At 70.2% G+C, this 21,576-nt stretch carries 21 protein-coding genes and 3 tRNA genes; 10 read left to right on the top strand and 14 right to left on the bottom strand.

Features of this window, described 5'->3' with window-relative positions:
- Positions 1 to 50: 50 nt before the first annotated feature.
- Positions 51 to 764: a FadR/GntR family transcriptional regulator gene (locus AB0I69_RS29900; protein WP_363098818.1), complete on the bottom strand. Its 714-nt coding sequence runs from the start codon at positions 762 to 764 to the stop codon at positions 51 to 53.
- A 104-nt stretch (positions 765 to 868) separates the two neighbouring features.
- Positions 869 to 942 (bottom strand) — tRNA-Lys (locus AB0I69_RS29895).
- A 178-nt stretch (positions 943 to 1,120) separates the two neighbouring features.
- On the opposite strand from AB0I69_RS29895, the gene AB0I69_RS29890 reads away from it, so the two are divergent.
- The 5 genes from AB0I69_RS29890 to AB0I69_RS29870 all read left to right on the top strand — a co-directional run bounded on the left by AB0I69_RS29890 (position 1,121) and on the right by AB0I69_RS29870 (position 6,609).
- Positions 1,121 to 2,476, top strand: coding sequence for a peptidoglycan-binding protein (locus AB0I69_RS29890; RefSeq protein WP_363098817.1), 1,356 nt, complete (start codon positions 1,121 to 1,123; stop codon positions 2,474 to 2,476).
- Between the two features lie 55 nt (positions 2,477 to 2,531).
- The gene (locus AB0I69_RS29885) at positions 2,532 to 3,659 is read left to right on the top strand and encodes an SPFH domain-containing protein (RefSeq protein WP_363098816.1); all 1,128 of its coding nucleotides are present in this window, start codon (positions 2,532 to 2,534) and stop codon (positions 3,657 to 3,659) included.
- Positions 3,660 to 3,756: 97 nt separating this feature from the next.
- Complete coding sequence (locus tag AB0I69_RS29880) at positions 3,757 to 4,365, top strand: lytic polysaccharide monooxygenase auxiliary activity family 9 protein (RefSeq protein ID WP_363098815.1); 609 nt, start codon at positions 3,757 to 3,759, stop codon at positions 4,363 to 4,365.
- Positions 4,366 to 4,455: 90 nt separating this feature from the next.
- A complete protein-coding gene (locus tag AB0I69_RS29875; protein WP_363098814.1) occupies positions 4,456 to 4,911 on the top strand; it encodes a DUF3592 domain-containing protein in 456 nt (151 codons plus the stop codon).
- A gap of 39 nt (positions 4,912 to 4,950) precedes the next feature.
- The gene (locus AB0I69_RS29870) at positions 4,951 to 6,609 is read left to right on the top strand and encodes a long-chain-fatty-acid--CoA ligase (protein WP_363098813.1); all 1,659 of its coding nucleotides are present in this window, start codon (positions 4,951 to 4,953) and stop codon (positions 6,607 to 6,609) included.
- Here the strand turns inward: AB0I69_RS29870 and AB0I69_RS29865 are convergent.
- The 6 genes from AB0I69_RS29865 to ehuB form a co-directional block, all read right to left on the bottom strand.
- Positions 6,575 to 6,648: transfer RNA gene (locus tag AB0I69_RS29865), tRNA-Lys, on the bottom strand. The genes AB0I69_RS29870 and AB0I69_RS29865 overlap by 35 nt on opposite strands.
- A gap of 96 nt (positions 6,649 to 6,744) precedes the next feature.
- The gene (locus AB0I69_RS29860; protein ID WP_363098812.1) at positions 6,745 to 7,503 is read right to left on the bottom strand and encodes an IclR family transcriptional regulator C-terminal domain-containing protein; all 759 of its coding nucleotides are present in this window, start codon (positions 7,501 to 7,503) and stop codon (positions 6,745 to 6,747) included.
- Between the two features lie 220 nt (positions 7,504 to 7,723).
- Positions 7,724 to 8,503, bottom strand: a complete 780-nt coding sequence (gene ehuA / locus AB0I69_RS29855) for an ectoine/hydroxyectoine ABC transporter ATP-binding protein EhuA (RefSeq protein ID WP_363098927.1) — start codon at positions 8,501 to 8,503, stop codon at positions 7,724 to 7,726.
- Between the two features lie 7 nt (positions 8,504 to 8,510).
- On the bottom strand, positions 8,511 to 9,161 hold the full coding sequence (gene ehuD / locus AB0I69_RS29850) for an ectoine/hydroxyectoine ABC transporter permease subunit EhuD (RefSeq protein WP_363098811.1): 651 nt from the start codon (positions 9,159 to 9,161) through the stop codon (positions 8,511 to 8,513).
- Positions 9,158 to 9,865, bottom strand: a complete 708-nt coding sequence (gene ehuC / locus AB0I69_RS29845; protein WP_363098810.1) for an ectoine/hydroxyectoine ABC transporter permease subunit EhuC — start codon at positions 9,863 to 9,865, stop codon at positions 9,158 to 9,160. Before ehuC ends, ehuD begins: the two co-directional genes overlap by 4 nt.
- Positions 9,862 to 10,779, bottom strand: a complete 918-nt coding sequence (ehuB, locus tag AB0I69_RS29840; protein WP_363098809.1) for an ectoine/hydroxyectoine ABC transporter substrate-binding protein EhuB — start codon at positions 10,777 to 10,779, stop codon at positions 9,862 to 9,864. The genes ehuC and ehuB overlap by 4 nt, the downstream gene beginning before the upstream one ends.
- Before the next feature lie 47 nt (positions 10,780 to 10,826).
- On the opposite strand from ehuB, the gene AB0I69_RS29835 reads away from it, so the two are divergent.
- Positions 10,827 to 11,321 carry a DUF3830 family protein gene (locus AB0I69_RS29835; protein ID WP_363098808.1) on the top strand — a complete coding sequence of 165 codons (495 nt, stop codon included), beginning with the start codon at positions 10,827 to 10,829 and terminating at the stop codon, positions 11,319 to 11,321.
- On the opposite strand, the gene AB0I69_RS29830 is transcribed toward AB0I69_RS29835, so the two are convergent.
- Positions 11,302 to 12,696 carry an amidase gene (locus AB0I69_RS29830; protein ID WP_363098807.1) on the bottom strand — a complete coding sequence of 465 codons (1,395 nt, stop codon included), beginning with the start codon at positions 12,694 to 12,696 and terminating at the stop codon, positions 11,302 to 11,304. The genes AB0I69_RS29835 and AB0I69_RS29830 overlap by 20 nt on opposite strands.
- A 22-nt stretch (positions 12,697 to 12,718) precedes the next feature.
- Positions 12,719 to 13,681, bottom strand: a complete 963-nt coding sequence (locus AB0I69_RS29825) for a D-2-hydroxyacid dehydrogenase (protein WP_363098806.1) — start codon at positions 13,679 to 13,681, stop codon at positions 12,719 to 12,721.
- Between the two features lie 158 nt (positions 13,682 to 13,839).
- On the opposite strand from AB0I69_RS29825, the gene AB0I69_RS29820 reads away from it, so the two are divergent.
- The 3 genes from AB0I69_RS29820 to AB0I69_RS29810 all read left to right on the top strand — a co-directional run bounded on the left by AB0I69_RS29820 (position 13,840) and on the right by AB0I69_RS29810 (position 16,544).
- Positions 13,840 to 14,625 (top strand): aspartate/glutamate racemase family protein, encoded by a 786-nt coding sequence (locus AB0I69_RS29820; RefSeq protein ID WP_363098805.1) that lies wholly within the window; start codon positions 13,840 to 13,842, stop codon positions 14,623 to 14,625.
- Positions 14,622 to 15,356, top strand: coding sequence for a decarboxylase (locus AB0I69_RS29815; protein ID WP_363098804.1), 735 nt, complete (start codon positions 14,622 to 14,624; stop codon positions 15,354 to 15,356). The genes AB0I69_RS29820 and AB0I69_RS29815 overlap by 4 nt, the downstream gene beginning before the upstream one ends.
- 90 nt (positions 15,357 to 15,446) lie before the next feature.
- A complete protein-coding gene (locus tag AB0I69_RS29810; protein WP_363098803.1) occupies positions 15,447 to 16,544 on the top strand; it encodes an LLM class flavin-dependent oxidoreductase in 1,098 nt (365 codons plus the stop codon).
- 7 nt (positions 16,545 to 16,551) lie between these two features.
- On the opposite strand, the gene AB0I69_RS29805 is transcribed toward AB0I69_RS29810, so the two are convergent.
- The gene (locus AB0I69_RS29805; RefSeq protein ID WP_363098802.1) at positions 16,552 to 18,405 is read right to left on the bottom strand and encodes an EAL domain-containing protein; all 1,854 of its coding nucleotides are present in this window, start codon (positions 18,403 to 18,405) and stop codon (positions 16,552 to 16,554) included.
- A 376-nt stretch (positions 18,406 to 18,781) separates the two neighbouring features.
- Here AB0I69_RS29805 and AB0I69_RS29800 point away from each other — a divergent pair, with 376 nt between their 5' ends.
- Positions 18,782 to 20,107 (top strand): M6 family metalloprotease domain-containing protein, encoded by a 1,326-nt coding sequence (locus AB0I69_RS29800; RefSeq protein WP_363098801.1) that lies wholly within the window; start codon positions 18,782 to 18,784, stop codon positions 20,105 to 20,107.
- A gap of 129 nt (positions 20,108 to 20,236) precedes the next feature.
- Here the strand turns inward: AB0I69_RS29800 and AB0I69_RS29795 are convergent.
- The 3 genes from AB0I69_RS29795 to AB0I69_RS29785 form a co-directional block, all read right to left on the bottom strand.
- Positions 20,237 to 20,310 (bottom strand) — tRNA-Lys (locus tag AB0I69_RS29795).
- Entirely contained in the window at positions 20,301 to 20,915 is a 615-nt protein-coding gene (locus AB0I69_RS29790; RefSeq protein WP_363098800.1) for a bifunctional DNA primase/polymerase, read from the bottom strand. Before AB0I69_RS29790 ends, AB0I69_RS29795 begins: the two co-directional genes overlap by 10 nt.
- A gap of 124 nt (positions 20,916 to 21,039) precedes the next feature.
- Entirely contained in the window at positions 21,040 to 21,411 is a 372-nt protein-coding gene (locus AB0I69_RS29785) for a hypothetical protein (protein WP_363098799.1), read from the bottom strand.
- Positions 21,412 to 21,576 lie beyond the last annotated feature (165 nt).

Here is a 21,576-nt window from a genome sequence, read left to right as displayed (position 1 = left end):
TTCTACGGTGTTCAGCTTGATCGCAAGACATGAAACGCGGTGTTAACCGGTCATACGCGTTCATTGGGGCGCGTGTGGGGATCATGTGGAGCCGTTGTGGACAGCCTTGTGCGCACGTTGTCGAAGTGTTCTCTTATGGCGCTCTCGGCACGATTCGCGTCCCCGGACCGGACCGCGTCGAGGATCTCCCGGTGCTGGCGGCAGGTGACGTGCGGATCCTGCGGAGCGGCCACGAGATCGGTGTGCACCCGGTGGAAGGCGTCCCAGAACGCCTCCAGGACCTCGCTCAGCAGCGCGTTGTCCAGCCCCCGGTAGAGGGTCGCGTGAAAGGCGCGGTCGGTCGCCGCGAGCCCCGCCCCCTCGGCGGCCTCCTGCTCCATCCGGCCCACCAGGGCGTCCAGTTCGACGAGATCCCGCTCCGGCAGCCGCCCCGCGAGCCGGGAGACGAGCCCCGACTCCACCGCCTCCCGCAGTTCGAGCAGCTGCAGCAGACTGTCCTCGCCGCGGTAGTGCCCGACGACGGTACGGAACGCGAGCCCCTCGATCATCGGCGCGAGCGACATCGGGCCGACGTACGTCCCGAACCCGTGCCGGATCTCGACGATCCCCATCGCCTGCAGCGCCTTGAGCGCCTCCCGCACCGAGTTCCGGCTCGCCCCGAGGAACACCATCAGCTCGGGCTCGGTCGGCAGCGGGGCCCCGGAGGGCAGCCGACGGTCGACGATGAGCTTCTTGATCCGCTCCTGCAGGTCACGGGCTGCCATGGCCAGAGAGTATCCGGCCAAACGGAGGGTGAGCTGTGTTCCGCCCCCGCGGATCCTCCGCCCATGCAAAAGGCCCCCCGCGGTGCGGAGGGCCTTGCTGTCTGTGCGCCGCCAGGGACTCGAACCCCGGACCCGCTGATTAAGAGTCAGCTGCTCTAACCAACTGAGCTAGCGGCGCCTGCTGACCTGCACAACTCTACCGGACGTGGACGGGTGCTCGTGACCACCCCCGGACGGGCCCCGGCGGGCCTCTGTACATCATTCGGACCGTCAACATGCGAGTCCGGAAGACAGTTGAGAAACTGGCGGACGTGCACGAGCGCGGATATTTCCACCTGGAGTGTGAGGGGCGTCGCATGGAGACTCCGGTATTCGAGGAATTCGATCCCGCGAGCGATTGCGACTGCCCCGGATGTGCCTACTGGCGGCGAGTTCTGCCCCATTCCCCGACCGTCCGCACCGGCGGCCACCACGCCGCCCAGCGGGTCCTCGTCGTGGCGGCCGCCGCGTCCGCCGCCCTCGCCGCCGGGCAGGCGGTACCGGCCGCCGCCGCCCCGCACGCCCCGGCCCGACCCGGCGTTCCCGCAGGTGACACGGGTGACGAGCCCGCGACCCCGCAGGGCAGCAAGGCCCCGCTGCACGGCCCGAGCGGGAAACCGGCGAAGCCGGCCGGTGCGGTCAAGGCGCCCGCGACCACCCGCGCCCAGATCATCAACCGGGCCAAGACCTGGATCGCGGCGCAGGTGCCGTACAGCATGAACGCGTACTGGTCGGACGGTTACCGGCAGGACTGTTCGGGGTTCGTCTCGATGGCCTGGGGGCTGCCGGGGAACGAATGGACCGGGAGTCTCGACCAGTACGGGGTGCGTATTTCCAGGGACGAACTGGAGCCCGGCGACATTCTCCTCTTCCACAATTTGGAGAACCCGGAGAAAGGTTCCCACGTCGTCATTTTCGGCGGCTGGACCGACTACACGCACACCTACTACATCGCCCTGGAGGAGACGCCCTCGCACGCCCGCCGCCAGTCCACGCCGTACGCGTACTGGAGCCACTCGGACAGCTATGTCCCCTACCGGTACAGGGGCCTGACGGAGAGCGCGGCGGAGCTGCCCCCGACGGCCGACCCGGTGCCTCCGGTGACCCCGGCCGGCGCGGTCACGGCGAAGACGGCGTATCCGGGAGCGGCGTCTTTCGGCCCCGGTGCCACCAACAAGTACGTCACCCAGCTCGGCACGATGCTCGTCGCCCGGGGCGCGGGCTCGTACTACACCTCGGGTCCGGGTCCGAGCTGGTCGGACGCGGACCGGCGGGCCACCCAGGCCTTCCAGCGGGCCCAGGGCTGGACCGGCGCGGACGCGGACGGCCTGCCGGGTCCGCAGACCTGGGATCTGCTCGTCACCGGCAAGGGCAGGAGCATCGGCGGCGCGGCCGTGGGAGCGGCGGGCCCGCCCGCCCCCGCCTCGCACGGCGTCCCCGGCTACCCGGGCCGGGGCATGTTCCGCCCCGGCGCGACCAACAAGTACGTCACCCAGCTGGGAAAGCAGCTGGTCAAGAAGGGATTCGGCAAGTACTACACGACCGGCCCGGGACCGCGCTGGGGCGAGCCGGACCGGCGCAACGTCGAGGCCTTCCAGCGCGCCCAGGGCTGGCGGGGCGGCGCGGCGGACGGCTACCCGGGCCCGGAGACCTGGCGCCGCCTCTTCTCGTAAGCCAACACATCCAAGCACTGTCATGGCGTATCTGGCGCGGAGGCTGGAGGCACCTATGAGTACGACGACCACATCACAGACGCCCGAGAACGAGGGGCCGCCCGAGGGACAGACCCGTCCCGCGCGGCTCATCCAGAACGAGGCGACCACCGAGATCCCCGTCCACCTGCTGTTCCGCGACGACCCCGACCCGGTGTCGGTGCCGCTCCGGCCCGCCGTCGTCGCACGCAGGCAGGGCACCGGTGAGCAGCCGCGCTTCCGCCGCCCGGTCCCGGCCAAGCCGCGCCCGGCCCCGGAGGTCGACCCCGACCTGGTGGAGCGCCCCGCCCGGGTGCTGCCCGGCACGGCGGGCGTGCTCGCCGGTTCCTGCGGACTCGCCGGCTGCCTGGCCACCTCGTGGTGGGCGGGCGTCCTGCCCCCGCTCGCGACCGAGGCGCTACGGCTGCCGTTCTACGCCGGTGCCGGACTCGGTCCCGCGCAGTGGGCCGCGTACGCCGGGGCCGGCGCGCTCGGTCTGTTCGGCTTCGGCGGACTGGCCCGGGGCCGTACCGGACGGGCCTGGGTGCTCGGCCTGTTCGGGCGGTACCGGGGGACCGTCCGGCGCACCGGCCTGATGTGGGTCAACCCGCTGCTGCTGCGCCGCCGCGTCGACGTACGGCTCCGGCACTGGCGCAGCGAGCCGATGCCGGCGGCCGACGCGAACGGGGTCGCGCTCCGGGTCGTGGTCCTCGTGGTGTGGCGGGTACGGGACACCGCGCGGGCCACGCTCGGGGTCGAGGACCACGAGACGTATCTGCGCGAGTGCGTGGAGGCGGCGCTGGCGCGGGTGCCGGTGGAGCCGCCGGGCGGCGGCGCGAAGGGCGCGGCCGACCTGGCCGTCGACGCGTTGTCCCGGCTGGTCGCGGCGGACTCGGCGCCGGTCGGCATCGAGGTGTTCTCGGTGCGGCCGCTCCGTGTCGAGTACGCCCCGGAGGTCGCCGCGGCGATGACCCGCCGCCGTATCGCCACGCTGGACGCGCAGCAGCGGGCGACGATGCTCACGTCGGTGGTCGACTCCGTGGAGGACACGGTGACGCGGCTGACCATGCGGGGTCTTGTGGAGCTGGACGACTACGAACGCAAGGCGCTGGTGAAGGACTTGACGGTCGCGTTCTGTTCGGGACGGGGAGAAGCCGCGCCGTGAGCGGTCTGGACACGGTCAAGTAAGGGCAATAATCTGAGACTTGGTCTAGACCTGCACGGCTCACGGAACTCCCCACACGTTCTCCAGGAGCGGCAGCATGCGCAAAAAGACCAAGTGGTACGCGGGCGTGCTCGGGCTCACCACGGCCGGGGCCATCGTGCTCTCGTCCGGGGCCGCGAGCAGCCACGGCTACACCGACCTCCCCATCAGCAGGCAGAAGCTCTGTGCCAACGGCACGGTGACGAACTGCGGTGACATCCAGTACGAGCCGCAGAGCGTCGAGGGCCCCAAGGGCTTCCCGGCGGCCGGCCCCGCCGACGGCCAGATCTGCAACGGCGGGATCAGCCGCTTCAGCCAGCTCAGTTCACCGGTGACCCCGTCCGGCGGCGCCTGGCCGACGACGAAGGTGACGGGTGGTCAGTCGTACACGTTCCGCTGGCAGTTCACGGCGATCCACGCGACGACGGACTTCAAGTACTACGTCACCAAGGCGGGTTGGAACCAGAACCACAACCTGGCCCGCTCGGACCTCAACACCACCCCGTTCCTCACCGTCCCCTACAACGGCCAGCGCCCCTCGTCGTCCACCATCTCCCACAGCGGCACCCTGCCCTCAGGCCTCTCCGGCCACCACGTGATCGTCGCGGTGTGGACGATCGCGGACACGACCAACGCGTTCTACTCCTGCGACGACGTCACGTTCTGAGCATGAGGTTCTGAGCATTGCTTGAGGCAGTTCGGCATCCCCCGGGGGTAGGTTCCCTCCACCAAGCGGTACTTGACCTCGGGGGACACCATGGAAGAGCTGTTCTACATCGCGCCACTTCTCATCATCGCCGTCGTGGTGCTCGGCGCGGTGAGCGTGATCCGCCGCTCGCGCCAGGTCAACAGCGCCTGGAGCAGCGGGCTCACGGCCGAGGCCCGCTGTCTGCGGACGTACACGACGACCAGCGGCGGCGCCGGGGACACCATGGTGTCGACGACGCTGCACCACGTCTACGAGTTCACGACGCGCGAGGGCCGAACGGTCAGGTTCGAGGAGCGGAACGGGCCGGGGACGACCCTGGAGGGCGACATCGTCACCGTGTACTACGCGGCCGATCACCCCGAGCGGGCCACCGCCCACGCCCCGTCCCGCGGGAAGCTCGCGGCGGGCGCGGGCTGCGCCCTGGTGTTCTTCGGCGTGATCGTCACCTTCTGTGTCGTCTTCATCCTCGTGGCCCACAAGATGTTCGACTTCATGGGCTCGTAGTCTCCCTATCTGACGGTACGTCAACTACCGTGCGCCCCCATGGAGTCCAGCAGGCGTACCGTCGCGGAACTCGTGCAGGCGCGGTGGGGCGACCACCGCCCCGGGCTGTGGTGCGGGCAACAGGTGCTCACCCACCACGAGACGGCGGCCGGCGCCGCCGCCAGGGCGGCACTCCTCACGGACCTGTTGCCGCGCGGCGCCGCACCCCACATCGGTGTCCTGCTCGACAACACCCCTGAATACCCCCTGTGGTTGAGCGCGGCGGCCCTCGCGGGCGCGGCCGTCGCCGGTATCAACCCCACCCGCCGCGGCCCCGAACTGGCCCGCGACATCCTGCACACCGAGTGCCGGGTCCTCGTCACCGAACGCACCCACCTGCCACTCCTCGACAACCTCCAACTCCCCGGCGTCCGCCTCCTGGTGACGGACACTCAGGCTTACGACGACCTGCTCGCCCCGTACGCCGACGCGCGCCCTTCCGCCTTCTCCCGCGCCACCCCCGACGACCGCATCCTGCTCTACTTCACCTCCGGTTCCACCGGCGCCCCGAAGGCCGCGATCTGCACCCAGGGCCGCCTGGCAGCGGCCGGCCGCTCACTGGTCGACAGCTTCGGGATCCTCCCGGACGACGTGCACTACATCTGCATGCCGATGTTCCACGGCAACGCGGTGATCGCCGACTGGGCACCGGCGCTGGCGGCCGGGGCGGGGGTGGCGTTGCGCCGCCGCTTCTCGGCGTCACGGTTCCTGGACGACGTACGCGCGTACCGGGCCACGTACTTCACCTATGTCGGCCGTGCCGTGCAGTACATCCTGGCCACCGGCGAACGCACCGACGACCGGGACAACCCGCTGCGCATGGGCTTCGGCACCGAGGCGGGGGCGGTGGACGCGGCGGCGTTCGAGCGGCGGTTCGGGGTGCGGCTGGTGGAGGGGTACGGGTCCTCGGAGGGCGGCGCCGCGGTGCAGTGGTCGCCGGGGACACCGACGGGGGCGGTCGGGCGGGCGGCGCCCGGGCTCGCCGTACTCGATCCCGAGACGCGGGCCGAATGCCCGCCCGCCGCCTTCGACTCGGCCGGCCGGCTGCTCAACGGGGAAGAGGCGATAGGGGAGTTGGTGAACCGTGGCACCAACCCCTTCGAGGGCTACTGGCGCAACCCGGAGGCGGACGCCGAGCGGCGCCGCGAGGGCTGGTACTGGACCGGTGACCTCTTCTACCGCGACACCGACGGCTACCTCTACTTCGCCGGCCGCACCGACGACCGTCTCCGCGTCGACAGCGAGAACCTGGCCGCCGCGATGATCGAGAACATCGTCGCCCGGTACGAGGGCGCCGACGCGGTGGCGGTGTACGCGGTACCGGACCCGGTGACCGGCGACCAGGTCATGGCGACGATCGCCGGCGACTTCGACCCGCTCGGCTTCGCGGAGTTCCTGCTGGCCCAGCCGGACCTGGGAACGAAAATGGCGCCACGGTTCGTGCGGGTGGTCCAGCGGATGCCGGTGACGGCGACCAACAAGATCCATCGGGCGGGGCTCAGGAGGGAGGGGGTCCGGTGCGCCGATCCGGTGTGGTGGCGGCCCCCGGGGGAGGCGGCCTACCGACGGCTCACCCCGGAGGACGCCGAAGGGCCCCTCGTCGGAACGAGGGGCCCTTCACCGGTGCGCCGCCAGGGACTCGAACCCCGGACCCGCTGATTAAGAGTCAGCTGCTCTAACCAACTGAGCTAGCGGCGCATGACTCACGCCTTCCGCTGGATCTGAGTCTCGCGGAGGGCGACGAGAAAAATACTACCTGGTCCGGAGGGGTGCTCCGAACCAGCCCGCGGCGCGCTAGATGGCCAGGGAGAGCAGTACCGGTCCCGCCTCGCGGTTCAGCGTGTCCGCCGCCTGGCGGAGGCGGTGGGCGTGCTCGACCGGGAGCGAGAGGGCCAGGCAGCCCACCGAGGAACCGGCCGTGATCGGGACCGCCGCGCACACCGTGCCCACCGCGTACTCCTGGAGGTCGAGGTGGGGGACGGTCGCCGGCTGGGTCTCCAGGCGGGAGAGCAGCAGCCGGTCGCTGGTGATCGTGCGCGAGGTGAGGCGGGCCATCTTGTGCCGGGAGAGGTGGTCGCGGCGGCCGTTGTGGTCGAGCTGGCCCAGCAGGCTCTTGCCGAGCGCGGTGGCGTGCGCGGAGAAGCGGAAGTCGACCCACTCGTTGACCGCCGGGGTGGTGGGGCCGGCCGCGTACTGGGTGATCGTGACCTCGCCGTCGACGTACCGGCTGACGTAGACCGCCGCGCCCAGGGAGTCGCGGAGCCGGTCGAGGGTCCGCTGGATCTGCTCGCGCACCGCCTGCTCGCGGCCGGCCGCGGAGCCGAGCCGGTTCAGGGCCTCGCCGGTGACGTAGGCGCCGTCGGTGACCTGCTCGACGTACCCTTCGCGGCGCAGTGTCCGCAGCAGTATGGTCAGGCGCTCGACGCCGAGGCCGGTGAGACGGGCGAGTTCGGTGTCCGTGACGCCGGTGGACTGCCTCGCGACGGTCTCCAGGATGCGCAGTGCGTCCTGTACCGAGTGGTAGGGAGCGGTCGGCTCGTGCATCAGCGCCACGGTGTTTCTCCCTGCGCTCGCTTTTTGGGCCGTGATACCGGACAGCGAATCCCCTCCACGATAGCTGTGAAACGGCCGATGTGGAGCGGCTGTTGGCGAGATTGTGGCCCTCTTGATGCCCTCCCAACTGCGACGCGAACCCTTTGGCATATGTCAAAGGAATGCCACGGGACGTGGACCTTGGGTGTTCGACTGTTCACTTGCTGTAGTTGAATAAATGTCAAAGAATCGCGCCGAGAAATTCCCGGGTCCGCTGATGTTCCGGATCGCCGAAGATTCGCTCCGGCGGGCCCGATTCGATGACCTTTCCCGAGTCGAACATCAGGACCTGGTCCGAGATATCCCGGGCGAAATTCATCTCGTGGGTCACACAGAGCATGGTGATGTCGGTGGTGCGGGCGATGTCCCGCAGCACGTCGAGCACGCCCGCGACCAGCTCCGGGTCCAGTGCGGACGTCACCTCGTCGAGGAGCAGCACCTGCGGTCGCATCGCCAGCGCCCGCGCGATGGCGACGCGCTGCTGCTGGCCGCCGGACAGCTGGGTCGGGCGGGCGCCGGCCTTGTCGGCGAGGCCCACCAGGTCGAGCAGCTCCAGGGCGCGCGCCTCCGCTTCGTCCTTGGGCATGCCGAGGACAGTGACCGGCGCCTCGGTGATGTTGCGCAGCACGGTCATGTTCGGGAACAGGTTGAACTGCTGGAACACCATCCCGATCTTCTTGCGGATCTCCCGGACCTGCTTCTCGGGCGCGGGGAAGAGCTGCTCCCCGTCGACGGTGATCGTGCCCTCGTCCGGCTCGGTCAGGGTCATCAGCAGCCGCAGGATCGTGGTCTTGCCCGACCCGGACGGGCCGATCAGGGTGACGTGCTTGCCGGACTCCACGGAGAAGTCGAGGTCGTCGAGCACGGTGTTGGACCCGAAGCGCTTGGTGACGTGGTCCAGGCGGATCAACTCACTGCCGTCCACCGGGGGGTTGGCGTTGGCGTCGGATTCCTTCGTCAGGGGCGTGTCAGCGGACAAGGCGTCGCTCCAGGGCTCGGATCAGCAGGGAGGCGGGATAGGAGATGAGGACGAAGGCCACACCGATCACCGTGATGGGCTCGGTGAACTGGTAGTGCTCCTGGGAGAACAGCCGGGCCTGGCCCATCAGTTCGAGCACGGTGATCACCATCAGGATCGGGGTGTCCTTGAGCATCGCGATCACGTAGTTGCCGAGCGCCGGGATCACCCGGCGGATCGCCTGCGGCAGGATCACGGCCGTCCAGGTCCGGCGCACCGGGAGGTTCAGCGCGGTCGCCGCCTCCCACTGGCCGACGGGCACCGCCTCGATGCCCGCGCGGTAGACCTGCATCGTGTACGTCGAGTAGTGCAGCCCGATCGCGAAGACACCGGTGGTCAGCGCGGAGAAGGTCAGGCCCCACTCGGGCAGCACGTAGAACAGGAAGAACAGTTGGACCAGCAGCGGGGTGTCCCGCACGAACTCGGTGACGACCCCAACTGGCCAGCGCACCCAGCGGGTTGGCGTCCGCATCAGCAGCGCCCACACCAGTCCCAGCGCGAAGGACATCAGCGACCCGAGGAGCAGTATCCGCAGGGTGACTTTCAGGCCGTCCCAGAAGTACGGCATGAAGTCGCTCACGGCGTTCCAGTCCCACTTCACGAGACCCCACCTCCGACGCCCACGGTCCGGACCCGCTTGGACTCGGTGCTCGCGGGCGCCTTGCCGATCCCGGCCTTGAGCCTCTTCTCCAGCCCGCGCATCAGCCGGGTGAGCGTGAAGGCGATCACGAAGTAGATCAGCAGGATGTACGTGTAGATCTCCGCGCTCTGTTGCAGCGCGAGCCGCACCAGGTTGGCGCTGAAGGTGAGATCGCCCATGCCCATGACCGAGACCAGGGCGGTGCCCTTGAGCAGTTCGATCAGCAGGTTGCAGAAGGACGGGATCATCTCCGGCACGGCCTGCGGCAGCAGGATCAGCCGCATCCGCTGCCAGGGCGTGAAGCTCAGCGCGACCCCGCCCTCCTGCTGGGCCGGGTCGACCGCGTTGAGCGCGCCGCGCACGATCTCCGTGCCGTACGCGCCGTAGGTCAGGCCGAGGGCGAGGGTGCCCGCCCACAGTGGGACGAGTTGCCAGCCGAAGGCGACCGGCAGGACGAAGAACACCCAGAAGATCATGACGAGGGCGGAGGTGCCGCGGAACACCTCGGTGTAGAAACCGGCGAGGAAGCGGACGATCCACAGCCGGTGGGTACGGGCGATGCCGACGGCGAAGGCCACGGCGGTCGCCAACAGTGCGCTGAGGACGAGGAGTTGGACGGTGGTCCAGACTCCTTTGAGGACGAGTTCCCAAAGGCCCGAGGTCATCCGCTGCAGAGCTCCTTCGCGGTGAGGTCCGTCATCTCGGCCTTGGTGAACCCGAAGGGCCGCAGGATGCGGAACAACTCCCCGCTCTTCTTGAGCTTGTGCAGCTCGACGTTGAAGGCGTCGCGCAGCTTCGTCTCGGTCGGCCGGAACGCGAAGGCGCCCCCGTCGATCCGCGGTTTGCCGTCGAGGAGCGGCGCGAAGGGCGTGGTCGACTCGGCCTTGGCGGACTTCTTCACGACCGCGCGGGTGGTGAGCGCCGTACCGGCGAAGACGTCAACACGCCCTGCCTCTACGGCATTCAGTCCCGCGACCTGGTCCGGGACGATCAGGATGTCGCTCTGTCTGTACCCGGCGTCGACGGCGTGCTGGATCTGCGCGTACCCGGTGCCGGTGGCGAACCTCGCCTTCTTCGCGACGACGTCCTTGTAGGTGTGCAGCCCCTTCGGGTTGCCCTTGCGGACGACGAACGCGTCGAGCACCTGGTAGTCCGGGTCGGCGAAGATGACCTGCGCACAGCGTTCCGGGGTCACGTACATCCCGGCGGCCACGACGTCGAACTGCTGCGAGTTCAGGCCGGGTATGAGCGAGCCGAACTCGGTGGGCACGGGCTGCACCTTGTCGACGCCGAGCCGCTTGAAGATCGCTTCCGCCAACTTCGGTGCCTCACCGGTCAGTTGACCGTCCTTGTCGATGTACCCGAACGGGATCTCACCCGCTATCCCCAGCCGTACGACGCCCTGCGCCTTCAGCCGGTCGAGGAGTTCACCGCCGCTCGTGGTCGAAGCGGTGGCCACCCGACTGCAGCCGGCCGCGCCCAGCGCACCCGCCGCCGCCACCCCGGCGAGCAGTGCCCGGCGGGTGTGACCCGGCGTGTGACCGGATGTGTGTCTGTCGTTCCCATGTGGTGGAGCCATGGGCGCGCAGCTACCCGACCGCATCAGGGTTATGCACCCTGGAAGACATGACGGATCAATTCATCGCGGTCTCACTCGCAAAGCGGAACGTCCACTGCCGGGCAAAACTGCTGGTAGAACGTGCGCCACTGACCTGCGCGGCGATCTGGAACGCACTCCCGCTGGCCGGCGACGTCTACCACGCCAAGTACGCCCGCAACGAGATCTACGCCCTTTTCCCGCCCTTCGCGGAAACGGAACCGCCGTTGGAGAACCCCACAGTCACCCCCATACCTGGTGACCTCTGCTATTTCGCCTTCGCCGGCACGGAACTGGGCACGAAGGCCTACGGCTACGACCGCGAGGTCCGCGCCGGCACGACGGTCGTCGACCTCGCCCTGTTCTACGAACGCAACAACCTCCTCCTCAACGGCGATGTGGGCTGGGTGCCCGGCATCGTCTGGGGCCAGGTGGTCGAGGGCCTGGAGGAGATGGCGGAGGCGTGCAACGACCTGTGGCGGTCGGGCGCGGCGGGGGAGACGCTCAGCTTCCGGCGGGCCTGACCCCGGCCGTGAAGCAGGCGTGCGCCGCCCGTAGCACCAGATCGTCCCGGTGTCGTGCCCCCACGATCTGCATCCCGACCGGCAGCCCGTCGCCGTCGTTCCCCACCGGGACGGTGGCCGCGGGCTGCTGCGTCAGGTTGAAGGGGTACGTGAACGGGGTCCAGCCGGTCCAGCGGCGGTGCCCGGAACCCTTCGGGACCTCAACTCCCGCCTCGAACGCGGTGATCGGGAGGGTCGGCGTGACGAGGAGGTCGTAGCGCTCGTGGAACAGGCCCATGCGGCGGCCGAGTTCCATGCGGACGTCCACCGCCGCCAGGTAGTCCAGCGCGGAGAGGCGGGCCCCGGCGGCGCAGATCTCCCGCAGCCCCGGATCGAGCAACTCCCGTTGCTGCGGCGCGAGTTTCTGGGTCACCCGGGCCGCGCCGCTGAACCACAGGGTGTGGAAGGCGTCCACCGGGTCGCTGAAGTCGGGGTCGGTCTCCTCGACGTACGCGCCGAGTGCGGCCAGCCGTTCCACGCCCCGCCGTACCGCCGCCGCGACCGCCGGACGCACCGCGACCTGACCGCCGAGGGAGGGCGAGTACGCGACACGCAGACCACGCACGCCTTTTGCCAGCCCCTCCGTGAAGGAGGCGGGCGGCCGGTCGAGCCCCGACCAGTCGCGGGCGTCCGGGACGCCGATCACGTCCAGCAGCAGCGCCGCGTCCGCCGCGTCCCGCGTCATCGGGCCGACATGCGACAACGTGCCGAACGCGCTCGCCGGGTACAGCGGCACCCTGCCGTACGTCGGCTTCAGTCCGAAGATCCCGCAGAAGGACGCGGGGATACGGACACTGCCGCCACCGTCCGTGCCCAGCGACAACGGGCCCGCGCCCAGGGCAACGGCCGCCGCGCTCCCACCACTTGAACCCCCTGCCGTGCGCGAGGGGTCGTGCGGGTTGCGGGTGATGCCCGACAACGGGGAGTCCGTCACGCCCTTCCAGCCGAACTCCGGGGTCGTCGTCTTGCCGAGGAACACCGCGCCGTGCTCACGCAGCCGGGCCACCGAGGGCGCGTCCTCGTTCCAACTGCCCTGCTCCGCAATGGTCTTGGAGCCACGCAAGGTCGGTGCGCCGCGCTGCACCAGGATGTCCTTCACGGTGACCGGCACCCCGTCCACCAGCCCGGCCGGCTCCCCGCGCCGCCACCGCTCCGTCGACTCGGCCGCCCGCGCCAACGCGCCCTCCGCGTCGAGCCGTACGAACGCGTTCACGGCGGGCTGGATCTCCTCGGCCCGTTCCAGGGTCGCTCGGGTCGCCTCCACGGGACTGAACTCCCGCCTGCGGTAACCGTCCAGGAGTTCCACGGCGGTCAGCTCGGTGAGTTCGGTCGTCATCCGGCCCTCCAGAGTGGGGAGTTCAGTGCCCCGGTACGTACCCACGCTTCTTGTCGACCACGTTCGGCAGCGGCTTGCCCGCCTCCCATCTCTCGTACGCCGCCACGAACTGCGTGCCGAGTTCGTCCCGCCAGCCGACCGTGTCGCCGCTCATGTGGGGGGAGATGATCAGCCCCGGGACGTGCCACAACGGGCTGTCGGGGGTGAGGGGTTCGGCCTCGAAGACGTCCAGGGCGGCGCCCGCGATCCAGTGCTTGGTGAGGGCCTCCGCGAGCGCGTCCTCCACGACGAGTTGACCCCGCCCCACATTGATGAAGCGCGCCGAGGGCTGCATACAGCCGAAGCGGCGGGCGTCGAACATGCCGCGCGTCTCGTCGGTGAGCGGTGCCGCCGAGATCACCCAGTCGGCGCGCGCCATCAGCCGGTCGAGTTCGCCGGGGCCGTGGATACCGGTGCGCGGGGTGCGGCCGACGAGCGCGGTCGTCACGCCAAGTGCCTTGAGTGTGCGGACGATTGCCCGCCCGATCGGCCCGGAGCCGACCACACAGGCCCGGGTACCGGCCACCCGCTGCGCCTCGCGGTGCCGCCAGGTCCGCTGTCGCTGAAGGTCCAGCGTCCGCGGCAGGTCCTTGGCCATCGCGAGGACCAGCGCGGCGACGTACTCGGCGATCGGCTGGTCGAAGACGCCCCGCGCGTTCGTCACCACCGTGTCGGAGGCGGCGAGTTCGGGACACATCAAGTGGTCCACACCCGCGCTGGCCGTGTGCACCCAGCGCGGGCGCGGACCCTCGCCGGGCCAGGCGGCGCGTACCGCGTGCGAGGCGAAGTCCCACACCAACAGAACGTCCGCGGAGGACAGTTGATCCGCGAGTGTCGACGCGTCGGCGTGCTCGACGCGCACCCGGCCGGTGAGTTTGCCGAGCCGGGGCAGCGGGTCGGCGTCCAGGACGAGAAGGGTGGGCAGGGCGGCGGGAGTTGCGGTCATGCGAAGCCGTTTCTCGCGGGAAGTACAGCGTGAAGCACCGGGCGCGGCCGTCTGACATGCGCGGATTGACCACGCTCGCACTCGAACCTACCTTCGTCAACACGGACGCCCGCACGGACCGTTGTCACCCCGTTTCTCTTGGTGAGGCCGGTGTAGCCATGCACGTTTCCTTCCTGGGCGGACCCCGCCCGCAGCGCGGTGTCGGTGTCGTCGCCCCCTTCGACTTCGCGCTGGACCGCGAGTTGTGGCGCTGGGTCCCCGACGACATCTCGCTGCACCTCACGCGGACGCCGTTCGTGCCCGTCGAGGTGAGCCTCGACCTGGCGCGACTCGTCAGCGAACACGAGACGCTCCACGACGCGGTCCGCACCCTGAACGCGGTGGCCCCCGAAGTCGTCGCGTACGCCTGCACCTCGGGGAGCTTCGTCGGCGGAGTCGCCGGGGAACGCGCGATGTGCGAGGCGATGACCCGGGCGGGCGAGGTCCCGTCCCTCACCACCTCGGGCGCCCTCCTGGCCGCCCTCACCGAACTGGGCGCCGGCCGGATAGCCCTGGTCACCCCCTACACCGTGTCCGTCACCCAGTCCCTGGAGGAGTACCTCGCCGAGGCCGGCGTCGAGGTCACCGGCCGCGCCTTCATGGGCCTGACCCGGCACATCTGGAAGGTCCCGTACCGGGACGTCGTCGACATGGCCCACCAGGCAGTCAAGGGCGAGGCCGACGCGCTCTTCATCAGCTGCACCAACCTTCCGACGTACGACGTGATCCCCCAGCTGGAGGCAGAACTCCGCATACCCGTCATATCGGCCAACCAGGTCACGATGTGGGCAGCCCTGCGTCGACTGGGTACCCGTGCCGTGGGCCCCTACCAGGCGCTGCTGGACGAATCGGCGCGCCGCCGGGGGCCGGTACTGCCCGAAGAACACCAGGAAGGCTGGTCATGACCGCACTCGGATTCCTCTACCCGGGCCACTCCGCCGAGGACGACTACCCGCGCATCGAACAGCTCCTCGGCAGCGACGTCCGCCTCGACCTGGTCCACACCGACATCGGCGAGGACGCACACCGCGTGGACGCCCTCCTGGAGATGGGCTCCCCCGAGCGCCTCACGGCGGGCGTCGAACAACTCCGCATGTCGGGCGCCGATGCCGTCGTCTGGGCCTGCACGAGCGGCAGTTTCGTCTACGGCTGGGAGGGCGCCCACGACCAGATCCGCGCCCTGGCCCGGGCGGCGGGCCTGCCGGCGTCGTCGACGTCCTTCGCCTTCGTGTACGCGGCGAAGGAGCTGGGGGTGCGACGGGTGGCCGTAGGGGCGACGTATCCGGACGACGTTGCGGCCCTCTTCGCGGACTTCCTGCGGGCCGGGGGAGTGGAACCGGCCGTGGTGCGCGCCTCCGGCATCATCACCGCGGCCGAGGTCGGCACGTGGGGCTACGGCGAGGTGCTCGCGCTGGCCCGGTCGGTGGACGGCCCGGACATCGAGGCGGTCCTCCTCCCGGACACGGCCCTGCACACGGCCGCCCACATCACCGACCTGGAGAAGGAACTGGGCAAGCCGGTCCTCACGGCCAACCAGGTCACGGTGTGGGAGGCCCTGCGGCTGGCGGACCGCAAGGTCAACGCGCCGGACCTGGGCACGCTGTTCACGAAGGAGCCGCTGGTGCAGGTCGGCTGAGCCGCCCGGCCGGGTTCCGGGAATAAAGCGGAGACAGCCTCCTGTTAGGTCCGGAAGAACACCGCACAGCTCACAACAGGAGGCACCACCGTGGCGGCAGACGACGAGATCCGGGGCACGGCACAGGGCACCGCCCCCGTCCCCCTCTCCGTACTGGACCTGGTGACCGTGGGCGCCGGCCGCACCGCCACGGACGCGCTGCGCACCAGCGTGAAGATCGCCCGGCTCGCCGAGTCGCGCGGCTTCCACCGCTACTGGGTCGCCGAGCACCACTCGATGCCGGGCGTCGCCTCCTCCTCGCCCGCCGTGATCCTGGCCCACCTCGCCGCCCACACGGACCGCATCCGCCTCGGCTCGGGCGGCGTCATGCTCCCGAACCACGCGCCGCTCGTCATCGCGGAACAGTTCGGCACCCTGGAGGCACTCGCCCCGGGCCGCGTCGACCTCGGCCTCGGCCGCGCCCCCGGCACCGACGGCGCCACCGCCGCCGCCCTGCGCCGCACGGACCGGCTGAACGAGGGCGCCGACGACTTCCCCGAGCAACTCGCCGAACTCACCCGCTTCTTGGACGACGACTTCCCGGACGGCCACCCCTACGCCCGTATCCACGCGGTCCCCGGCCCGATCCAGGCGACCTCGCCCGGCGGCGTCCAGTCCCCGCACCGCCCGCCGATCTGGCTCCTCGGCTCCTCCGGCTTCAGCGCCCGCCTGGCCGGCATGCTCGGCCTGCCGTTCGCCTTCGCCCACCACTTCTCCGCGCAGAACACCGTCCCGGCCCTGGACCTCTACCGCGAGTCCTTCCGCCCGAGCGCGGTGCTCGACGCGCCGTACGCCCTGATCGGTGTCTCCGCCCTCGCCACCGACGACGAGAAGGAGGCCCGCCGCCAGGTGCTGGCCGCCGCCCTCAACATGGTCCGGCTGCGCACCGGCCGCCCCGGACTCGTGCCCACCCCGGAAGAGGCCGAGGCGTACGAATTCAGCTCCATGGAGCGGGAGTTCATCACCTCCTGGAACGCCAACGTCATCCACGGCACCGCCGACGAGGTCCGCACCGGCCTCGACGACCTCCAGAAGCGCACGGGCGCCGACGAGTTGATGCTCACGTCCCACGCCCACAACGGCGACCTGCGCCTGCGCTCGTACGAACTGATCGCGGACGCCTACGGGTTGACGGGCTCCCAGGACTGACGGTTTATCAGGTCTGCTGGCAGGCCTTTGTTCCCAATAGTTCGGAGATACGATCCGGCGCCACCGGACGGGAGTACAGCCACCCCTGTCCGGTGTCGCAGCCGATCCGGCGCAGTCGGGCGGCCTGCGCCGAGGTCTCCACGCACTCCGCGGTCACCGACAGGCCCAGCCGGTGGGCGAGTTGGATCATCGCCTCGACGATGACCTCGTCGGCGGGGTTCGGCGGGACGCCCTCTCCCTCGTACTGGAAGCCCCGCACGAAGGAGCCGTCCAACTTCAGGACGGAGACCGGGAGTCGGCTCAGGTACGCCAGGTTCGAGTAGCCGGTGCCGAAGTCGTCGATGGCGATGTGCACACCCATGTCACTGAGGGCCTGGAGTGCCTGGAGCGGCCTGCCCGCCGAACCCATCACCGCGGACTCGGTCAGCTCCAACTGCAGCAGATGCGGGGCGAGTCCGGTCTCGGCCAGCGTCTGGGCCACATCCGCGACCAGGTCCGAGTCCCACACCTGGCGTACGGCCACGTTGACGCTCACGAAGATCGGCGGCTCGTCCGGGTGGTCCAGCTGCCAACGGCGGGCCTGGCGGCAGGCGGTGACCAGGACCCAGCGGCCGAGCTGCACGATCGAGCCGTCCTCCTCGGCCAGTCCGATGAACCGATTCGGCGTCAGCATGCCGAACTGCGGGTGATTCCAGCGCACCAACGCCTCGACCCCGCGCAGCCGTCCGTTCTCCATCCCCACCAACGGCTGGTACTCCAGGGTGAATTCACCGCGCTCGATGGCAGGGCGGAGCGTGGAGGCCAGTGCCTGGCGGGTCATTCGGTGCGCGTTGCGCTCCGGATCGAACAGCGTCCAGCGGGACTTGCCGTCCGCCTTCGCCCAGTACAGCGTGGTGTCGGCCGCCTGCATCAGACCGGTGGCCGTGGTGCCGGCCGCCTGCCGCTCGACCACACCGATCGACGCCGACAGCGACAACCGCTGCCCGGACAGGTCGAAGGGGGCCTGCAACGCCTTCAGCACCGACTCGGCGAGATCGGCCAGTTGGTCCGTGCCGGTCGAGTCCTCGACGAGCAGCGCGAACTCGTCACCGCCCAGCCGCGCCACCAGCGGGGAACTCGCCCGGGCGTACCCCGCCTCGTCCGCACACCGCGTCAACCGCTCGGCCACGGCCGCCAACAGCCGGTCGCCGACGCGGTGTCCGAGGGTGTCGTTGACCGCCTTGAAGCCGTCCAGGTCCAGATAGCACAGGCCGATCCGCCCGGTGCCGCCCTGCTCGTACGACTCCGCCTCCAGCGCGGCCGAGAGCCGTTCGAAGAAGAGGGTGCGGTTGGGCAGCCGGGTCACCGGGTCGTGCATCTCCAAGTGCCGTAGCCGCGCCTGGAGTTCACGGCGGTCGCTGATGTCGGTGAGTGACAGCAGCACACCGTGTTCCGCGGCCGGCAAGGGGGCCACGGTCACCTGCACCCACAGGGAGTGCCCGTCGGGGTGCTTGACCCGGCGGGCGCAGCTCAGCTTGGCCTGCCTGCCGCGCAGCACCTCGCGATAGGCGTGCCAGGTCCGCGCGTCCGACCTCAGATCCACCAGGTCGGCCGCGATGAGCCCGGTGAGCGCGGCGCCCCCCTTGCCGAGCAGCGAGCCGAACGTGTCGTTGGCGCCGGCGACCAGGCCGTCGCGGTCCACGACGGCCATGGCGAGGGGCGACGCGGAGAAGGCGGACCCGAGCCGGCCGTCTTCCGAGAAGCCGGTGGACTCGGGGGCATCGGGGACATCGGTACGAGGTGACGCCTCGTAATTACTCTCTGTTACGGCCGGCCGGATGAGGTCTGCCGCGGGCGCCGGCCCTTCGGACGTTCCGCTCACCGCTCGCTCCCGCAGTGCACTCGATCTTCGGATGGGTCTCGTCGGGATGGCCGACCGGGTGGGGGGCCGCCGTGCCGTGTCCGTGCAGGAAAGTGTGCCGATCATAGAGGTTGGCCCCCGGCCCTTCCAGCCACTGTCCAGTGTCCCGGAACAACGGCCGGTTCCGGCAGATCGATTCCGCCCGCACCTGGGCAGGTTCTTCAAATGGCCGACCACATGTGACGTTCCGTGAGTGTTTCCGGATGTCGGTCCGGGCGTGTCTCAGCCGTCCCGGGCGTCCCTCTCACCCTTCTGGTGCAGATAAACAGGGCGTATCCCAACAAACCATCACAGGCTGGGTGTCGGTGTCCCGCGAACCCGCTCCCGGAGGTCCAACGTGCCGTGTCAGCTCCCCCTCAAGGGGCTCTCCCGTACGGCGCTCAAGGGGCTCACCCAGTGGGGCACGCGACCCCGACTGCGCAGCACCGCGGCCGTGTTCACCACGATGTCCGCGCTCGCCGCGACCTCGATCATGTCCAGCCAGTCGGTCGCCGAGCCCTTCTCGGCCACCTCCTGCGCCCTCAAGCGCTCCGACGCCCACCACTCGGAGGGCCTGGACACCTGGAACACCGCCTACTCGCGCCCCACCCGCTCCCTCAGCGCGGTGATGATCTTCCTCTCGTTCCCCGACGCGACCCCGCGGACCACCCCCGCCGAACTGGCCGCCGACCACTTCCCGGCCACCACCCGCTTCTACGAACGCGCCTCCTACGGCAGGTTCACGCTCCGCCCGCACCCGCTGCGGAACTGGATCCGCATGCCGCACCCGTCGACGTCGTACGCCATACAGCGCGACTGGAACCCCGTGAACCGGGCCGCCTATCTCCGCGACGCGCTCGCCGTCTCCGACCCGCAGGTCGACTTCTCGCGCTACGACATCGTCTACTTCGTGGCCGACCCGGACGCCCCCGGTGTGGACTCGGACGCGACGAAGGTCGTCAACCTGGACACTCCGCTGCGGGCCGACGGCACGGACATCCGACGGGTCGTCACGGTCTTCGAGAAGCATCCGCCGGACCGACTGGTCCTCGCCCACGAGACGGGCCACGTCTTCGACCTGCCCGACCTCTACCACCGGCCGGTGGACGGCAAGGGCGACTGGGACACCTATGTCGGCGACTGGGACCTGATGGGCAGCCAGTTCGGACTGGCCCCCGACCTGTTCGCCTGGCACAAGTGGAAGCTGGGCTGGCTGGATCCGCGCCAGGTGGTGTGCGTACGGGGGACCGCGCCGACCCGGCTGACCCTGGAACCCGTGGCCGCCGGGCCCGGCACTTCCGCGGCCAGCAGTACGGCGGGATCGCCGGCGTTCGGACTTGGCCTCGGGACGAAGCTGGCCGTGGTGCGCACTGGGACCGACAGCGCGCTGGCCTTCGAGGCGCGCAGCCCGGTCGGCAACGACAGCACGGCCTGCAAGCAGGGCGTCCTCGTGTACCGGGTGCGCAGCGGCGCGGCGTCCGGGGGCGGCCCGATCGAGGTCGTCGACGCCCACCCGCGCACCGAGGCCTGCTGGGAGACCTCGGTCTACCCCCCGCTCGCCGACGCCCCGGTCTCCCTCGGCGAGAGCTTCACCGTGCCCGGCGACAACGTACGGGTGGAGGTGGAGGGGCGGACGGCTTCGGGGGCCTGGACGGTGACCATCACGCCGGGCGAACCGGGCTGAAAACCCCGGGCCACTGGAGGTGGGGGGTGTGGGTGGCGAAGCCCCCACAACGCGCGGCGAAGCCGCGCAAAAACAACGATGGCGAGGCTGGTTCGCGCTTTCCGCGAACATGCCTCGCCATCGCTAGCGTGCGCCGCCAGGGACTCGAACCCCGGACCCGCTGATTAAGAGTCAGCTGCTCTAACCAACTGAGCTAGCGGCGCCTGCTGACGTCGTAGACCTTAGCATCCTGATCGGCGGGAGGAAAAATCGATATCCGCACGGTCGCGCGGGCCGCCCGCACGGCCGCCCAGAGCAGGATCTCGGCGCCCGGAAGCCAGGGCCGGCGGGTGTCCGGGGCGACCAGCCAGCGGGAGTCGAACGGCGCCGGTTCTGCCGCGCCGACCAGGGCCGGGACGGTCACCGCGTCACCCTTGCCGTGGCACAGCAGCGGCGGGACGGCCCCCGTACGGCTGTGCTCTCCCGGGTGCGCGCCCCACTCCTCCCAGCCCAGCAACGAGGGCAGCCGCTGAGCCGTGCCGGGGGTGGCGAACAGGAGCATCCGCCCTCGATACGACGCCACCGGCCCCGAGCCGGGACCCTCCTCCCACAAGCGGTCGACCATACGGCGGCCGAAGATCGCCGGGGCGTTCACGACGTCGAAGGCGGAGCCGCAGGGCAGGACGACCGGGGCGTCCGGCCGCTCCTTCCAGAGGGCGAGGGTGCTACGCGGATACGTTCCTGCCGAGGCGAGCCAGGCGGCACCGTCCGAGGTGACGCCCGAGATGTCGAAGCGGTCGGCGAAGGGCTCATCCTGTGTGCTGCTCATGGCACACAGATCTACCGGCTGTGAGCATTCGCTCTCTGAGGGTTGCCGGAAATCGGGACAGGAGGGGGCGGGAGGGAGTATCTTGCCCGATCGGCATATGCCAGAAGTTCTTTCGTCCCCCGGGTCACACGGGGTCGACGGCGCCGCTGTCCCGGCCTTCGGTGCCGCGCAGCAGATCGCGCCCGAACTCGACCATCTTCTTCGCGTAGTCCTCGGTCCACTCGGCCCGCTCGGCGATGTCCGCCGGTGTCAGCCGGTCGAACCGGCGCGGGTCGGCGAGCTGCGCCGCCGCAATCGCCTGGAACTCCACCGCACGGTCCGTCGCGGCGCGGAACGCGTGCGTCAGCTCCGTCGCGCGGGCCAGCAGCGCGCGGGGGTCGTCCAACGACTCCAGGTCGAAGAAGTGCTCCGGGTCCTCGGCCGCCTGCGCGGGCTCGAAGAGCAGGGGCGCGGGGCGTAGCCGCGATTCGTTGCGACGCGGCGTGTGCTCCGCCATGTCTTCTCCTCCTCGTACGTCACGGACGACCCGCCTCGCGAGCGGACCACCGTCCATTGTCCCCCGACCGCGCAAGGGGCCCCCGGCATACCCCCGAGGCACGGACCCCGAGACACATCAACACCGCGTGATTGGCTGCCCAGTCGCCCGGCGCTGTATTCATCC

The organism is Streptomyces sp. NPDC050508 (assembly GCF_040655155.1).
Lineage (GTDB): Bacteria > Actinomycetota > Actinomycetes > Streptomycetales > Streptomycetaceae > Streptomyces.
This window is presented reverse-complemented; position numbering and strand designations above follow the sequence as displayed.

Excerpts from the sequence above, each read along its gene's own strand:
- AB0I69_RS29900 (WP_363098818.1), bottom strand. The coding sequence starts at position 764 with ATGGCAGCCCGTGACCTGCAGGAGCGGATCAAGAAGCTCATCGTCGAC.
- AB0I69_RS29890 (WP_363098817.1), top strand. The coding sequence starts at position 1,121 with ATGGAGACTCCGGTATTCGAGGAATTCGATCCCGCGAGCGATTGCGAC.
- AB0I69_RS29885 (WP_363098816.1), top strand. The coding sequence starts at position 2,532 with ATGAGTACGACGACCACATCACAGACGCCCGAGAACGAGGGGCCGCCC.
- AB0I69_RS29880 (WP_363098815.1), top strand. The coding sequence starts at position 3,757 with ATGCGCAAAAAGACCAAGTGGTACGCGGGCGTGCTCGGGCTCACCACG.
- AB0I69_RS29875 (WP_363098814.1), top strand. The coding sequence starts at position 4,456 with ATGGAAGAGCTGTTCTACATCGCGCCACTTCTCATCATCGCCGTCGTG.
- AB0I69_RS29870 (WP_363098813.1), top strand. The coding sequence starts at position 4,951 with ATGGAGTCCAGCAGGCGTACCGTCGCGGAACTCGTGCAGGCGCGGTGG.
- ehuC (WP_363098810.1), bottom strand. The coding sequence starts at position 9,865 with ATGACCTCGGGCCTTTGGGAACTCGTCCTCAAAGGAGTCTGGACCACC.
- ehuB (WP_363098809.1), bottom strand. The coding sequence starts at position 10,779 with ATGGCTCCACCACATGGGAACGACAGACACACATCCGGTCACACGCCG.
- AB0I69_RS29835 (WP_363098808.1), top strand. The coding sequence starts at position 10,827 with ATGACGGATCAATTCATCGCGGTCTCACTCGCAAAGCGGAACGTCCAC.
- AB0I69_RS29830 (WP_363098807.1), bottom strand. The coding sequence starts at position 12,696 with ATGACGACCGAACTCACCGAGCTGACCGCCGTGGAACTCCTGGACGGT.
- AB0I69_RS29825 (WP_363098806.1), bottom strand. The coding sequence starts at position 13,681 with ATGACCGCAACTCCCGCCGCCCTGCCCACCCTTCTCGTCCTGGACGCC.
- AB0I69_RS29820 (WP_363098805.1), top strand. The coding sequence starts at position 13,840 with ATGCACGTTTCCTTCCTGGGCGGACCCCGCCCGCAGCGCGGTGTCGGT.
- AB0I69_RS29815 (WP_363098804.1), top strand. The coding sequence starts at position 14,622 with ATGACCGCACTCGGATTCCTCTACCCGGGCCACTCCGCCGAGGACGAC.
- AB0I69_RS29790 (WP_363098800.1), bottom strand. The coding sequence starts at position 20,915 with ATGAGCAGCACACAGGATGAGCCCTTCGCCGACCGCTTCGACATCTCG.
- AB0I69_RS29785 (WP_363098799.1), bottom strand. The coding sequence starts at position 21,411 with ATGGCGGAGCACACGCCGCGTCGCAACGAATCGCGGCTACGCCCCGCG.